The organism is Streptomyces sp. NPDC028305, from assembly GCF_055569495.1.
Map to the genome: position 1 here is coordinate 508,901 of NZ_JBVHTN010000002.1, position 15,003 is coordinate 523,903.

General features: G+C 70.7%; 13 protein-coding genes. 9 read left to right on the forward strand and 4 right to left on the reverse strand.

The genetic code is table 11. From position 1 onward, the window contains the following. Positions 1 to 990: a carbohydrate ABC transporter permease gene (locus ACZ4WQ_RS08925; protein WP_311722232.1), complete on the reverse strand. Its 990-nt coding sequence runs from the start codon at positions 988 to 990 to the stop codon at positions 1 to 3. A gap of 87 nt (positions 991 to 1,077) precedes the next feature. Continuing rightward, on the reverse strand, positions 1,078 to 2,358 hold the full coding sequence (locus ACZ4WQ_RS08930; RefSeq protein WP_398374335.1) for an ABC transporter substrate-binding protein: 1,281 nt from the start codon (positions 2,356 to 2,358) through the stop codon (positions 1,078 to 1,080). A gap of 152 nt (positions 2,359 to 2,510) precedes the next feature. On the opposite strand from ACZ4WQ_RS08930, the gene ACZ4WQ_RS08935 reads away from it, so the two are divergent. From ACZ4WQ_RS08935 to ACZ4WQ_RS08955, 5 genes are all read left to right on the forward strand, one after another. Next, the gene (locus ACZ4WQ_RS08935; protein WP_398374336.1) at positions 2,511 to 3,869 is read left to right on the forward strand and encodes an alpha-L-fucosidase; all 1,359 of its coding nucleotides are present in this window, start codon (positions 2,511 to 2,513) and stop codon (positions 3,867 to 3,869) included. 473 nt (positions 3,870 to 4,342) lie between these two features. Beyond that, positions 4,343 to 5,644: an MFS transporter gene (locus ACZ4WQ_RS08940; RefSeq protein ID WP_311722235.1), complete on the forward strand. Its 1,302-nt coding sequence runs from the start codon at positions 4,343 to 4,345 to the stop codon at positions 5,642 to 5,644. Then, positions 5,641 to 6,585 (forward strand): dihydrodipicolinate synthase family protein, encoded by a 945-nt coding sequence (locus tag ACZ4WQ_RS08945; protein WP_398374337.1) that lies wholly within the window; start codon positions 5,641 to 5,643, stop codon positions 6,583 to 6,585. The genes ACZ4WQ_RS08940 and ACZ4WQ_RS08945 overlap by 4 nt, the downstream gene beginning before the upstream one ends. Next, positions 6,582 to 7,718 (forward strand): mandelate racemase/muconate lactonizing enzyme family protein, encoded by a 1,137-nt coding sequence (locus tag ACZ4WQ_RS08950; RefSeq protein ID WP_398374338.1) that lies wholly within the window; start codon positions 6,582 to 6,584, stop codon positions 7,716 to 7,718. The genes ACZ4WQ_RS08945 and ACZ4WQ_RS08950 overlap by 4 nt, the downstream gene beginning before the upstream one ends. A gap of 130 nt (positions 7,719 to 7,848) precedes the next feature. Beyond that, on the forward strand, positions 7,849 to 8,475 hold the full coding sequence (locus ACZ4WQ_RS08955; protein ID WP_361194060.1) for a hypothetical protein: 627 nt from the start codon (positions 7,849 to 7,851) through the stop codon (positions 8,473 to 8,475). A gap of 50 nt (positions 8,476 to 8,525) precedes the next feature. On the opposite strand, the gene ACZ4WQ_RS08960 is transcribed toward ACZ4WQ_RS08955, so the two are convergent. After that, a complete protein-coding gene (locus ACZ4WQ_RS08960; protein ID WP_398374340.1) occupies positions 8,526 to 9,641 on the reverse strand; it encodes an SGNH/GDSL hydrolase family protein in 1,116 nt (371 codons plus the stop codon). Between the two features lie 184 nt (positions 9,642 to 9,825). Beyond that, positions 9,826 to 10,872: a LacI family DNA-binding transcriptional regulator gene (locus tag ACZ4WQ_RS08965; protein WP_361194065.1), complete on the reverse strand. Its 1,047-nt coding sequence runs from the start codon at positions 10,870 to 10,872 to the stop codon at positions 9,826 to 9,828. Positions 10,873 to 10,981: 109 nt separating this feature from the next. On the opposite strand from ACZ4WQ_RS08965, the gene ACZ4WQ_RS08970 reads away from it, so the two are divergent. The 4 genes from ACZ4WQ_RS08970 to ACZ4WQ_RS08985 are packed head-to-tail and all read left to right on the forward strand — an operon-like array spanning position 10,982 to position 15,000. Further along, positions 10,982 to 12,160 (forward strand): phytanoyl-CoA dioxygenase family protein, encoded by a 1,179-nt coding sequence (locus ACZ4WQ_RS08970; RefSeq protein ID WP_398374342.1) that lies wholly within the window; start codon positions 10,982 to 10,984, stop codon positions 12,158 to 12,160. Between the two features lie 16 nt (positions 12,161 to 12,176). Beyond that, the gene (locus tag ACZ4WQ_RS08975) at positions 12,177 to 12,938 is read left to right on the forward strand and encodes an SDR family oxidoreductase (protein ID WP_398374343.1); all 762 of its coding nucleotides are present in this window, start codon (positions 12,177 to 12,179) and stop codon (positions 12,936 to 12,938) included. Positions 12,939 to 12,970: 32 nt separating this feature from the next. Next, positions 12,971 to 13,981, forward strand: coding sequence for a Gfo/Idh/MocA family protein (locus ACZ4WQ_RS08980; RefSeq protein ID WP_311722246.1), 1,011 nt, complete (start codon positions 12,971 to 12,973; stop codon positions 13,979 to 13,981). Further along, positions 13,978 to 15,000 carry a Gfo/Idh/MocA family protein gene (locus ACZ4WQ_RS08985; protein ID WP_385337636.1) on the forward strand — a complete coding sequence of 341 codons (1,023 nt, stop codon included), beginning with the start codon at positions 13,978 to 13,980 and terminating at the stop codon, positions 14,998 to 15,000. The genes ACZ4WQ_RS08980 and ACZ4WQ_RS08985 overlap by 4 nt, the downstream gene beginning before the upstream one ends. Positions 15,001 to 15,003: the final 3 nt, after the last annotated feature.

Genomic DNA, 15,003 nt, shown 5'->3' on the forward strand with positions numbered 1-15,003 from the left:
TCACCTCTCCTCCCCGCCGGAGTAGAAGACCCAGGCCCGAGAGGTGCGGAAGAGGACCGCGGTGACGACGGCGATCGCGATCAGCAGCAGCCAGGCCATGGCCGAGGCGTAACCCATGCGGTACTCCACAAACCCGGACTGGTACAGATAGAGCGTGTAGAACAGGGTCGAGTCGCTGGGCCCCCCGCGCCCGCCGCTGACCACGAACGCCGAGGTGAAGGCCTGGAACGAGTGGATGGTCTCGAGCACCAGGTTGAACAGGATCACCGGTGACAGCATCGGCACGGTGATGGAGCGGAAGGAGCGCCACCACCCCGCCCCGTCCACCGCCGCCGCGTCGTAGAGACTGCGGGGGATCTGCTTCAGACCGGCCAGGAAGATGACCATCGGCGCGCCGAACTGCCACACCGTGAGCAGCACGATGGCCAGCAGGGCGTACTGCGGATCCGTCGTCCAGCCGCCCGCGTGCAGCCCGAAGGCCGAGGCCGCCTTGTCGACGGGGCCGCCGTTGTCGAAGATCACCCGCCAGACGAGGGCCACCGCGACGCTCGCGCCCAGCAGCGACGGGGCGTAGAAGGCGGCGCGGTAGAACCCCTGGGCCCGGCTGGTCCGGTTGAGCAGCAGTGCGACGCCGAGCGCGGCGCCGAGCTTGAGCGGGGTGGCGATCAGGACGTACTTCAGGGTCACCCACACCGAGGTGAGAAAGCGGTCGTCATCGGTGAACAGCCGCCGGTAGTTCTCCAGGCCGATCCAGCGGGGCGAGGTGAACAGGTCGTATGCGGTGAACGACAGATAGAGCGAGTAGAGCATCGGGCCGAGGGTGAGCAGCAGCGCGCCCAGCACCCAGGGCGAGAGAAAGAGATACGCGATGCCGGGCCGCTCGCCGTAGCGGTGTCTCCGCCCGCCACCGCCGGGCGGCGCCTTCGCCGCCCTGGGGCCCGGAGCGGCCGAGGCCGCCACCGCCCCCCGCTTCAGGGCCTGTTGTGCCATCAGCAGTACTCCTTAGCGCTCCTTTGTGCTCCTGGCGTGTCCATGGGGCTTGCCGGGCCCGGGTGGCGGGCCCGGCAAGCCGTGGTGTCACCGGTTGATGGCTTGCTCGGCTTCTTTGATGAATTCCCCGGCGGCCTTCTCCGGGGTGGAGCGCTCGAACATCACGTCGTCGTAGACGCGCTGGAGGGCGGCCTTGACGGCACCCGCGCCCTTGGGCGGCGGGGGAGGGGCGGCGGTCAGCTTCGGCAGCAGCGCGGTCTCGAAGTCATAGGCCAGGCGGGGCGGGCCGGTCAGGCTCTTGCCGACGGCGGCGCGCACATCCGAGTTGGCGGGCATGCCGCGCGAGGTGGACTGGATGGTCCCGGCCTTGGTGTCATTGAGCAGGAAGTCGACGAACTTCGCGGCCTCCTTGGGGTGTTTCGACCGCCTGGTGATCGACATCAGCATGGACGGCTTGGCGTACTGGCCCAGTTCACTGCCGCTCGACGGAAACGTGCTCAGCTTGAGCGGCCGGCCGTAGATCTCCCAGGACGCGGCGGTCAGGCCGGAGTCGTAGTTGAACTCGGCGGCGGAGGTCTTCTTGACCAGCGGCGAGTTGGCCTGTGAGCCGTCCATCTTCGTGGTCTCGGCGGCCTGGGTCGCGGCGCCCGAGGTGCGGAGCCGCTCCGCCAGCTTCCAGTACGCGGCGAGGTCGGCGGCGGTGTAGCCGAGCTTGCCGTCGTCGGTGTAGAGGGTCTTCCCCTGCTGCCGCAGCCACACCTCGAACCAGTCCTCGATCTGCCCGAAGCTGGTCACCCCGCGCACCTTGCCGCCGCTCGCCTCGCTCACCTCGGCCGCGCCGGCCTCCAGGTCGGACCAGGTCCAGCCGTCCTCGGGGGCGTGCTCGCCGGCCGACTTCCACACCTTGGGGTCGTACAGCAGCGCCTGGGTGGTCTGGCCCACCGGGATCGCATAGGTCCTGCCGTCGATCCTGCCGGAGCTGAGCAGGTTGGGGCTCATCTTCGTGGTGTTCACGCCGTTGATCTCGGCGAGCACATTACGGTCGGCGTACTCGCGTATATACCGGTAATCCATCGTCAGGATGTCGGGGCCGCCACCCCCGGCGAACTGGGTCGCCATCTTCTCCCAGTACGCGTCGAACTCGGAATACGAGGTCTCGATCTTGATTTTGGGGTTTTCGGCCTCGAACAGGTCGATCACTTTCTGGGTGATCTCCGCCCGGTCCGCGTTTCCCCACCAGGTGAAGTGCAGTGTGACCTTGTCATCGCCACCGGTTCCACCGCCACACCCGGCCGTGGTGGCGACGACGGCCACCCCCAGCGCCGCGGCGGCCATCCGTCTGCCCCAGTGGATACTTCCGAGCCGCATGGTTGCTCCTTCAGTGAATTGAAACGTTTTGAAGGACCTTGGCGGGGAGAAGCTATTGTCGTGACTGACCTCTGTCAAGATGGTGCGTCGAACCTTTGCAGGGCTCTGAGTCCTTTCAAAAGGATCGTGCCAACCGAATGGAACCGAGAAACGTGACAGATTTTCAGTCCTCGCCGCCCCGTATCGCGCCCTGGGACCGCTTCGTGCGGCAGGTGCCCGCCTGGTACACCGATGCCAAGTTGGGGATCTTCGTGCACTGGGGTGCCTACTCCGTCCCCGCCTGGGCGGAGCCCGTCGGCCAGCTCGGCGAGGTCGACGAGGCGGCGTGGTTCCGGCACTGCGCCTACGCGGAGTGGTACGGCAACACCATCCGTCTCGACGGCAGTCCGGCCCAGCGCCACCACCGCGAGACCTACGGGGGAGCGCCCTACGACGACTTCCTCGACATGTGGCAGGCCCAGGCGTTCGACGCCGAGGAGATGGTGGGGCTCTTCCGGCGGGCCGGCGCCCGCTATGTCATCCCGACGACCAAGCACCACGACGGCATCGCGCTGTGGGACGCCCCCGGTACCGGCACCCGCAACACCGTGCGCCGCGGCCCCAAGCGCGATCTCGTCGCCGAGTTCGAGCGGGCGGCGAGAAAGGCCGGTATGCGGTTCGGCGTCTACTACTCCGGGGGCCTCGACTGGCATGTCAGCGACTTTCCCCCGCATGACACCCAGCGCTCGGTGTTCGAGGACCGGCCCAACGACGCCACGTACGCCGCCTACGCCTACCGGCATGTGCGGGATCTCGTCGACCGCTACCGCCCGGACCTGCTGTGGAACGACATCGACTGGCCGGACGCGGGCAAACACGACGGCCCCGACGGGCTCGCCGGGCTGTTCTCCCACTACTACGAGCGGGTCCCCGAAGGGGTCGTCAACGACCGGTGGGGCGAGACGCACTGGGACTTCCGCACGAGTGAGTACCAGAGCGGGACGGAGAACGAGAGCGCCGGAGTGTGGGAGAACACCCGGGGCATCGGCCTGTCCTTCGGCTACAACCAGGCCGAGGACGCCACCGTCAGCCTCGACGGCCCCGGGCTGATCCGCCATCTGCTCGACACCGTTTCCCGCGGCGGCAACCTACTGATCAACGTCGGCCCGGACGCCGCGGGGCGCGTCCCGGAGCTTCAGCGAAGGACCCTGGAGTACCTGGCCGACTGGATGGACACGGGCGCTCCGGCGGTCTTCGGCACCACCCCCCTGGGGCAGGGCCTGGCGCGCCCCGGCGATGATCCGTGGGTGCGCTGGACCCGCTCCGGACATCTCACGCACGCGGTGATCGACGCGCGCGGAACGGTGGCGATCGGCGCCGACGCCGACGCCTTCGACCTCTCCTCGGCCCGCCTGACCGACGGGACGCCGGTCGAGGTGGCGGCGGTTGCCGGACGTCTCGAGGTGCGCCTTCCCGAGCCGACGGCTGTGGGCCCCGCGGTCGTTGAGCTGCGCCTGCGCGACGCACGCTGATCCGGCGGGCGGGCCGGCCACGTCGAGCGGCTCGCCAAGACCGGGTTTTGTCAGAAGCGTTGACGAATCTCTTGCGCCCCTCCTACCTTCATCGCGTCATGCATCGTACGTCATATACGAGACGCGTTATGCCGGGATTGGGGGGACAGTGACCGTTGTGTGCTCATGGGGGTCGCCTCATGCGTCGGCGCGCGCCACGGCCGTGGCCGCCCGGCCGCTTCCCGAGCCCGGGTATCCGTTAGCGGCATAAGCCAGGCGCCTCGATGGGCAGCCACGCGGACTGATCAGAAAACAGCCGCGGATGCACTGACGAATGAGAAACGCGGCCCGTTCACCGCCAAGATCCCGGGCCGCGTCAGAGAGTTCCGATGCTCCCTCTTGGGGGAGCCTATCCAACTTCGGGAGCGATGGTGCCCCTTTCCAGCCTGTCCACGTCCAAGACCGGGAGATCACCGGCCCGGCAGCGCAGCAGAATGCGGTGGACGATCGTCGGTTTCTCGGCGCTCGGACTGACGATCGCCTATCTCGACCGTGCCGCGCTGAGCGTGGCCATGCCGTATATGTCGAAGGAGTTCCACATCAGCTCTGCGGTGCAGGGCGTGATGCTGTCGGCGTTCTTCTGGACGTACGCGCTGTTCCAGATTCCCTCCGGCTGGCTGCTCGACCGGTTCGGGCCGAGGGTCATCTACCCCATCGCGGTCGGCTGGTGGTCGATCTGGACCGCGCTGATGTTCTTCGCGCGGGGCGTCGGATCGGTCATCGTGTTCCGTCTCGGCCTCGGCATCGGTGAGGCGCCGGTGCAGCCGGCGAACATCAAGGTCGTCTCGCGGTGGTTTCCGCGCAAGGAGCGGGCCTTCGCGTCGAGCCTGTTCGACATGGGCCAGCAGATCGGTACGACGCTGTCGATCCCGGTGGTGACGGCGCTGGCCCTGTTCGGCGGCTGGCGGCTGTCCTTCGTCGTCATCGGGCTCGTCGGGCTGCTGTGGCTGGTGGGCTGGCTGGCCGTCTACCGCGATCCCGAGGAGCACCCGCGGGTTTCCGAGGCCGAACTGGCGCACATCCGGTCCGATCAGGGCCCGAAGGACGCCGCGGCCTCGGGCGACGCCGAGGTGCCGTGGCGGGAGCTGCTGGGCGACTCGCAGGTGTGGGCGCTGACCACCGGCTATGTGTTCCGCTCGCTCGCCGGGGCGTTCTTCCTCACCTGGTACCCCAGCTATCTGCTCGACGACCGCGGGTTCTCCAAGGCGGACTTCGGCATGGTGGGCTGGATCCCGTCGCTCATCGCGATCGGCTCCACCGTGCTCGGAGGCATCGTGTCCGACCGGATGCTGGCGTCCGGACGCTCGCCGAACCTGGCCCGCAAGGTGCCGATCGTCACCGGGCTCGGCCTGAGCGCCTGCATCGGCTTCGCCCCGTTCGTCGACAGCAATCTGCTGCTGATGGTGGTGCTCACCATCAGCAGCTCGGCGCACTCGTTCGCCGGCGCGGCGATCCTGAGCCTGCCGGCCGAGGTGGCGCGCTCGTCGGAGCGCGTCGGCGCGGTGGCCGGCTTCCAGAACTTCGGCTCCCAGGTGGGCAATCTGCTCAGCCCCATCGCCATCGGGCTGTTCCTGGCCACCAGCAACGGCTCGTATGTGGGCCCGCTGGTCGGCGCGGCCGTGTGCTGCCTGGTCAGCGCCGCGATCTATTTGTTCTGGGTGAGCATCAAGCCCGTCGCGCCGGAGGGGGGCGCCCTCGCGGCGTCCGCCGGACACCATGGAAGGAGCACCTCGTGAATGCCTCTTGGGACCCGGCTCGCCTGGTCGAGCGGCTGAGCACGGTCATCGGGATCCCTGTCGTCCCCTACGACGAGGAAGGCGCGGTCGACCGCGACCTGACCGCCGCGCTGACGGCCCGGCTGATCCGCAACGGAGTCACCGTGCTGACGCCCAATGGCAACACGGGCGAGTTCTACGCGCTCTCCCCGGACGAGCGCCGCCATGTGCTGACGTATGTGCTGTCGGCGCGCGAGAGCGCCACGACCGTCATCGCCGGGGTCGGGCTCGACCTCGGGACGGCCGTCGCCGACGCGCGCTTCGCCCGGGACTCGGGCGCGGACGCGGTCATGATCCACCAACCCGTCCTGCCGTATCTCTCGGCGGACGGCTGGGTCGAGTACAACGCCACGGTCGCGGCGGCCGTACCCGACATCGGGGTGCTGCCCTATCTCACCAAGCGGGCGGTCACCGGCGCCCACATCACGCGCCTGGCGGAACGGGCGCCGAACGTCGTGGGGCTCAAGTACTCCGTTCCCGATCCGGTGGTGTTCGCCACCACCAAGGCCCAGGCGAAGGACGGGCTGTTGTGGATCGCGGGCCTGGCGGAGTCCTACGCCCCCGCCTACTGGCAGGCCGGGGCCCGGGCCTTCACCTCCGGCCTGGTCAACCTCGCTCCGGCCGTGTCCCTGGAGATGCTGGAGGCGCTCCGGCGAGGTGACTACGTCGCCGCGGCACGGGTCTGGCGGCGGATCCGCCACTTCGAGGAGCTGCGCGCCCGCGACGCCTCGGCCAACAACGTGTCCGTGGTGAAGGAGGCCATGCACCAGCTCGGGCTGTGCCGGCGCGACGTCCGTGCGCCCAGCCACCCGCTGGCCGAGGAGCTCGCCCGCGAGGTCACCGAGTCCATGGCGCACTGGCGCTCCGCGGTGCCCGAGGCGACGGGGGAGCGTGCGGCATGAGGATCGAGTCACTGGAGACCTTCAGGCAGCGGGTGGGCGACCGGCCCAGGGTGCTGGTGAAGATCGGCACCGAGGACGGGATCCACGGCTGGTCGGAGGTCTACAACCACGGCCCCGACCTGGCCTATCCACCGCTGCTCGACTACCTCTTCGAGCAGATCAAGGGCATGGACGCGCGGTCCCCGAGCCGCGTCAACCAGTTCCTCCTCCAGTCCGGCCGCTTCCCCCAGGGCGCGCTGGGGCTGGCCGCCATCGCCGCCATCGACCACGCTCTGTGGGACATCGCGGCCAAGGCCCTGGGCGCACCGGTGTACCAGCTGCTCGGCGGCGCCGTGCGCGACCGGGTACGGGTCTACGCCGGGCTCTACTCGGCGCCGGACGTCGGCGAACTGCGCGACACCACCGCGGCGTTGCACGACCGCTTCGGCTTCACGGCGTTCAAACTGAGCCCCTACCGGAAGGAGCTGCACCGCACCCGGTTCGGGCTGGTCGTCCGCGAGCTGGGCGAGTACTTCGGCGAGGTGCGCGAGAGCCACCCCGCGGAGTGGGAGTTCGCGTTCGACGCCCACGCGTGTCTGTGGGAGCCGCGGCAGGCCGTCGAGCTCGGGGCCGCGCTCGCCCTCCACCAGCCGCTCTTCCTCGAGGAGCCCATCCGCCCCGAGCACATCCCCGCCTGGGCCAGGATCCGCTCCGACATGGCGGTACCGCTGGCGACGGGGGAGTGCCTCTATTCGCCCCACGAGTTCCTGGCGCTGCTCGGCGCGGGCGGAGCCGACATCGCGCAACCCGACATCTGCGTCGTCGGCGGCCTCACCCACATGATGAAGATCGCCGCCATCGCCGACGCCCACTACGTCCCGATCGCACCGCACAACCCGCTCGGTCCGCTCGCCACCGCGGCGAATGTGCACTTCGCGGCCGCGACGACCAACTTCGCCATCCTCGAGTACAAGCCGGACACCGTGTCCTGGTGCCCCGACCCCTACCTCCCCGTCGACGGACACCTCGAACTGCGCCCGGACCGCCCCGGATGGGGCATCGAGATCGACGAGGACGCGCTCAGGACCGACGACTGGGTCACCTGGAAGCGGAGAGTACCGGTGCGCCCGGACGGCTCGACGGCGTGGATGTGAGGAGGAAGACGGCGGCCCGGCCCGGGTGGTGAAGGGCGCCGCACAAGGAAGCCGTAGCCGTGCGCGGGCGTTGCGGCCCGCGCACGGCAATGGCTCGATATTCGTGCGCGCGAGGCGGGATGATGGGCACATGACGAAGCCTTGGCGAAGAACCCTGCCGCTGCTCCTGCTGCCGCTGGCGGTGACCCTGTCGGCGTGCGGGGAGGGGTCGGTGGACCGCTCCGAACTGGAGTCCCGGGCCCGGGCGTTGGGCACCGAGCCGGAGATGGTGTACGTGACCGACGTACCCGGCTACACGCTCGCGTCGCAGTCCGTGGGCGTGATCGGCGACCACGGCTTCGGGGGCGCCTACACCAAGCCCGGCGGCGGGACGATCGAACTACGGGTGGACGAGGCCGGGAACGCCCCCGTCGACTGCGCGAAGTCCGGCCCCGACCAGGCCGGGGGCGAGAAGCGGACGTGCGAGCGGGACGGCGAGAGCTGGTACCGCGCTTCGAAGTCCGCCCACGAGTATGCGCGCGAGGACGGCGGACGGGTCATCCGGCTGAGCGCCGACCGGGAGAGCGTCACCCGCGACACCCTCCGCCGGGCCGCGAAAAGCGTCCATCAGGCCGATGACGGGGAGCTGGCCGAGGTCCTGCCGGAGGGTGCGGGCGACGGCGGCGGGCAGGGTGGCACCGAGCGCGGCGATCTGCCGAAGACCGGCGACGGCGCGCCCCAGGACCCGGCCGGGATGACCGAGGGGACCAGCGGCTGAGGGCCTGGGCCGGGAGCGCCGCTGGAGCCGGACGCAGGTCTTCCGCCCGGCTACCAGCGCAGCGGAAGGCCGGCGAGGAAGGTGTCGAGCAGACCGGAGATGATCCGGTGGTCGTGGGACGAGGGGTGCCAGTCGCAGCCGAGGCGATCCAGGGCGGGATCGTCGTAGTACCAGGAGCGGACCCGGTCGTCGCCCCGCCGGTTGCGTTCCTCGACGATCCGCAGGGCGGTCCGGGCGAACGCGGTGGTGTTGGCGAGGTAGGTGGCGCCGACCACGATGAACGGCGTGGGTCCGTACCGGGCGCGCAGCTTGTCGAGGAAGCCGTGGTAGGCCGCCTCGTAGGCGGCGGCCAGGCCGTCCTCGGTGGTCCAGCGCTCGCCCGGGTTGAGGGGGGTCGAGAAGTCGTTGATCCCGAGGCCGATCACGACGACCCGCGGCCGCCAGGTGTCCGGCTTCCGCCAGATGTCGCCGTCGACGTGCAGCAGGGCCCGGTCGTAGTACGTGCGGAAGTCGGTGCCGGGGCTGCTGCCGTTGTAGTTGCGGACCATGCCGAGGCCGGAGTAGGCGTTCAGCTGGTAATCGGCGTCCAGGCTGCGGGCGGTGAGGGCGCCGAAGGCGAGGTCGGCGTTGCTGTTCCGGTTGACTCCGCCGTTGCTCGAACAGTCGCGGGTGCCGGAGACATTGCCGTAGCCGGCGGTGAAGGAGTCACCGATGAACTCGATCTGCCTGCTCCGGGGCCGGGGTCCGGGCAGGACCGCGCCCCCGGGCGCGGCGAGAAACCCGCCGAACCGGCCCGCGGCCCACGGGCTTTCGGTGCGCTTGACGAGGCGCACGCGGTGCTCGGTGTCGGGGAGGTCGCCGATCCAGGAGGTGGTGCGGCCCGGCGTCACGAGCGTGGTGGCGGTCGTTCCGTCGATCTGGACGTCGTAGTCGTTGTCGGCGTCGTCGAGGACGATGCCGACACCGGTACCGCGGAAGCGGCCCTCGAAGGAGATGCCGGGCCAGGAGTACTCCACGGATCCGTCGGAGGTGTTCCTGACCCGGCCCGCTGTGTGGAACCGGGCGCGGGCACCGGATGCCTGTGAGGGGGACGCGGCAGCGGTGACGAGGCCCGCGGCGGCGGCCGTCACCAGTGTCCTTCGGGTGAAACGACGGGGCGTCTGCATGTGGCCATCCTTTGATGGTGGGGCACATGGTGCCGGGGCACGGCTGGGGCGGGGCACGGCTGGGGGCGGGGCGCGGCACACAACCGCACCACTGTAGGGGCGGGCCGGGGAATGCGACAGCTCCTCCGCCGCGCGAATCGGCCACCGAGCGTGCCGAGTTGCTCGCGGCCCGGGAGGGCGGCGCTCAGCCTTCGAGCGGCGCCGGCGGCACCCCGGGCGGCATGTTGTACGGCGTGACCACCTGGATCGCCGAGGGGAGGGCGGGCCCGTCGTCCGGCAGCGCCTGATGGGCCCGCATGATGGTCTGGCAGGCGCGGCGCAGGTCCTGGCGCAGGTCGTGGTGGAGGACCGCGGACAGCCGGCGCTCGCGCAGCAGCCGGGTGTTGTCCTGGTCCAGGTCGTGGGCGATGAACACGGCGCACTCCCGGCCGAGGGCGCCGAAGGCGTCGAGGGTGGCGAGGTTGCCGCCGCCCATGGAGTAGACCGCGACGATGTCCTCGTCGCGTTTGAGCGCCTCCAGGGCGAGTTCGCGCTGCGTGGCGTCCAGGCCGTCGCTGTCGGTGACCTCCACAAGGGACCGCTTGGGCTGGGTGAGGCGCATGGCGCCTCGGAAGCCCATCTCGCGCTCCTCCTCGCCGCGGAAGGAGCCCCGGCTGATGGTGGTGAGGACGTTGCCGGGGCGGTCGCCTAGCCACTGGCCGAGGAGGTAGGCGGCGGTGGCCCCTGCCGCGCGGTTGTCGATGCCGACGTACGCCACGCGGGCACTGTGGGGCAGATCGGTCACCAGGGTGACGACGGGAACGCCGGCCGCGACCAGCCGGCCGACGGCGGCGGCGATCTCCGGGACGTCCGGGGCCTTGAGGATCACCCCTTGGGTCCCCCGCTTGGCGATCTTGTCCAACGTCCCGATCAGCTCGGCGGAGGGGCACGTCTCCCGGAAGTGGAAGCGCGAGCGCACAACGGCGGGGTGCAGGGAGGGCAGCTCCGCCTCGAGCGCGTCACGCACGGCGCGCGAAAACCGCTCCGGCGCCTGCATGACGATGTCGATCATGAAGGTGCGGCCCCCGATGCGGATCTGGCTCCGCTGCCGGTCCAGGTCCTTGATCGCCTGGTGCACCTCCCTGACCGTGCTCTCCCGCACCCCGCCGCGGCCGTGGAGAACGCGGTCGACCGTGGCCGTGCTCAGCCCGGCCTGGCGGGCGATTTCCCTGATCGGATAGGGGTGTCCCATGGCTGTTCCCGATGGATGATGATGGTTTTTTGATGTACTGCTGAGGATTGAATGATGGGTTCGGATTCACAAGACTGGCAGAAAGGCAAGGACGGCGAAAGGACCCGGGATGTCCCCCACGCTTGAGGGATCACGGATGTGGCTCACCGAGGAAGACTGTGACTTCCACGCCTTCCGGTCGCTCGTGGAGCAGCGCACCGATCCGGGCGACCACCCCTCGGCCGAGGCAGTCGACCGGAACGTACCGCTCTACGACAGCGCCCGGCTGCGCGCCCTCGCGGACACCCCGGACGGGCGCCGGGCCGTTCAGGCGGAACTGGTCCGGGCCCTGCTGGACGGCCCCGGCATCGTGGTCCTCAAGGGCGCGTTCCCCGACGTGGCCGTCGTGGACCGGGCGTCCGAGGCGTTCAACGCGCTGATCGAGGAGGAGCGCGCCACCGGCGGGGCCCGCGGTGACCACTTCGCCAAGCCGGGCGCCAACGACCGGGTCTGGAACGCCCTGGACAAGGTGGCGGTGCGCGCCCCGGAGGCGTTCGCCGACTACTACGCCAACGACATGCTGGCGCTGATCTCCGAGGCCTGGCTCGGCCCCGCCTACCAGGTGACCTCCCAGGTCAACGTGGTCAACCCGGGCGGAGCCGCGCAGAGCGTGCACCGCGACTACCACCTGGGCTTTCTCACCCAGGAGCGGGCCGCGGCCTACCCGGCGCACGTCCACCGCCTGTCGCGCGTGCTGACCCTCCAGGGTGCGGTGGCCCACTGCGACATGCCCGTCGAGTCCGGCCCGACGATGTACCTGCCGCACTCCCAGAAGTACGAGCCCGGCTATCTCGCCTGGCGCCTCCCGCGGTTCGTCGAGTACTTCGAGTCCCACTACATTCAGCTCCCGCTGGAGAAGGGGGACGCCGCCTTCTTCAACCCCGCGCTCTTCCACGCCGCCGGGCACAACCGCACCGCCGACATCAAGCGCATGGCCAATCTGCTCCAGGTCTCCTCCGCGTTCGGCCGCGCCATGGAGACGGTCGACCGCGAGGCGATGGCGGGCGCGGTCTTCCCGGTGCTGCTGCGCCGCAAGGCCGAGGGCGCCTCCGAGGACTGGCTGCGCCGCGTGGTCGCGGCCACCGCCGAGGGCTACCCCTTCCCCACCCAGCTGGACCTCGACCCGCCGGTCGACGGTCTCGCTCCGCCCTCCCAGGCGGACACCGTGTGGCGGGCCGTCAGCGAGGGCTGGACCTCGGAGCGGCTGCGCGAGGAACTGCGAGCGGGCGCCGAGCGGCGTCAGGGCTGAAGGAGACACAGCACTCATGGGACTGCTCGATGACAAGGTCGTCCTCGTCAACGGCGGCAGCCAGGGCGTCGGCGCGGGCATCGTACGGGCCGCCGTACGAGAGGGCGCGACGGTCGCCTTCACCGGGCGCCGGGCCGAGGTCGGCGACAAGCTCGCGGCGGAGACGGGCGCGCACTTCCTCCGCGCGGACCTCGCGGACCCGGCGCAGGCGCGCGACAGCGTCACACGGACCATGGCCGCGCACGGGCGCCTCGACTGCCTGGTCAACGCGGCCGGGCTGACGTCGCGGGGCTCGCTGCTCGACACCACGCCGGAGCTGTTCGACGCCCATGTCGCGATCAATCTGCGGGCGCCGTTCTTCGCCATGCAGGCCGCCGTCGCCGACATGGTCGCCCGCAAGGCGCCCGGCACGGTGGTCAACATCATCACCACCTCGGCACACGGCGGACAGCCCTATCTGGCCCCGTATGTCGCCGCCAAGGCCGGGCTCGTCGGCCTGACCCGCAACGCCGCGCACGCCCACCGCCACGACCGCGTCCGGATCAACGGCCTCAACATCGGCTGGACCGACACCGAGGGCGAGGACGCCACGCAGCGCGCCTTCCACGGCGCGGGAGACGACTGGCGCGAGAGGGCCGCCGAGGCGCAGCCGATGGGCAAGCTCGGCCAGGTCGACGAGATCGCCGACTTCGTCGTCTTCCTGCTCTCCGACCGCAGCGGCGTGGTGACCGGCTCGGTCATCGACTGGGACCAGATCGTCATCGGCGGACTCGACTGAGCCGCCCCTCGGGCTGAAGGAACGAGAAACTCATGCGTATAGGCATCATGGGACTGGGCCGGATCGGCGCCTTCCACGCGGAAACCCTCTTCGGGCTCGACGCGGTGGACTCCCTCGTGGTCACCGACCCGGTGGCCACGGCCGCGGCCACCGCCGCGGAGCGGTTCGCGGCCACCGCCGTGGACTCCCCGGAGGCCGTGTTCTCCGCCGGTGTGGACGGTGTGGTCATCGCGGCCGCCACCGACGCCCACCCGGAGCTGATCCTCGCCGCCGTCAAGGCGGGCGTCCCCGTGTTCTGCGAGAAGCCCGTGGCCCGCGGCGTCGAGGAGAGCCTGGAGGTGCTGCGTGCCGTCGAGGCCGGCGGCGGCGGTGTTCAGGTGCATATCGGCTACAACCGTCGCTTCGACGCGGGATGCGCCGCCGCCCGCGAGGCTGTGATCAGCGGTGAACTCGGGCCGCTGCACACCGTACGGTCCACCACCCTCGACCCCGCGCCCCCGCCGGCCGGATATGTGGCCACCTCCGGCGGCATCTTCCGCGACTGCGCCGTGCACGACTTCGACATCGTGCGGTGGGTGACGGGCCGCGAGGTCACCGAGGTGTACGCGACCGGCGGCAACCGGGGCGCGGACCACATCCGTGAGGCGGGCGACGTCGACACGGCCTCGGCCCTGCTCACCCTCGACGACGGCACCATCGCCGTCGTCTCCAACTCACGCCACAACGCGCGCGGTTACGACGTGCGCCTGGAGCTGCACGGCATGAAGGACAGCATCGCGGTCGGCCTGGAGGACCGGCTGCCACTGCGCTCCGTCGAACCCGGCGCCACCTTCCCGGCCGGGCCGCCGCACGACTTCTTCATGGACCGCTTCGCCGACGCCTACCGCGCCGAACTCACCGCGTTCACCGAGGTCGTGGCGGGCACCCGCCCCTCGCCGTGCACGGTGGCGGACGCCCTCGAGGCGAGCTGGATCGCCGAGGCGTGCACCCTGTCGCTGCGCGAGAGGCGGCCCGTGCGGCTGACGGAGGTGCGCACGGCATGACGGACGGACCCCTGCGCATCGGTGTCCTGGGCGCGTCCCGGATCGCCGAGCTGTCGATCGTGGGTCCCGCCCGCGCGGCCGGCCACCGCCTCGTCGCGGTGGCCGCCCGTGACCGGGACCGGGCCGAGGCGTTCGCCGCCGCCCACGGCGTCGAGCGTGTGGTCGGCTCGTACGCCGATCTCGTCACCGACCCGGAACTGGAGGTCGTGTACAACCCGCTGGCCAACGGCGCGCACGGGCCCTGGAACCTGGCCGCGCTCCAGGCCGGCAAGCATGTGCTGACCGAGAAGCCGTCCGCGAGCAACGCCGAGGAGGCGGCCGAGGTGCACGCGGCGGCCGCGAAGGCGGGCAGCGCCTTCATGGAGGGCTTCCACTATCTGTTCCACCCGGTCACCCGGCGGCTGCACGAGCTGCTGGACAGCGGTGAGCTGGGCGACCTCCGGCACGTCGAGACCATGGTCGCGATGCCCGCCCCGCCGGACGACGACGTACGGTGGTCGCTGGCCCTTGCGGGTGGCGCGCTGATGGATCTGGGGTGCTACAGCCTGCACGCCCAGCGCATGCTCGCTCCCTGGGCCGGTGGCGCTCCGCGCCTGGTCGCCGCGCGCGGCGGAGCGCGGGCCTTGGCCCCCGGGGTCGACGAATGGCTCCACGCCGACCTGGAGTTCCCGAACGGCGCCACCGGCGCCGCCAACTGCCACATGGCGTATCACCAGTGGCAGATGAGCTGCCGGATCGTCGGCACCCGCGGCGAGGCCACCGCGGTGAACTTCGTCCAGCCGCACCTGGACGACCGGGTCGTGGTGCGAACGGCCTCGGGCGAGCGCACCGAGGAGCTCGGCCGCCGGTCCTCGTACACCTACCAGCTCGAAGCCCTCGCCGCCCACCTGCGCCACGGCGCGCCCCTCGCCCTCGACGCGGGGGACGCGCTCACCACCATGCGGCTCATCGACGACTGCTACCGGGCCGCCGGCTTCCCGGTGCGCCCGCGGACGGTCCTCCCGGCCGCGGCCTCGTGATCG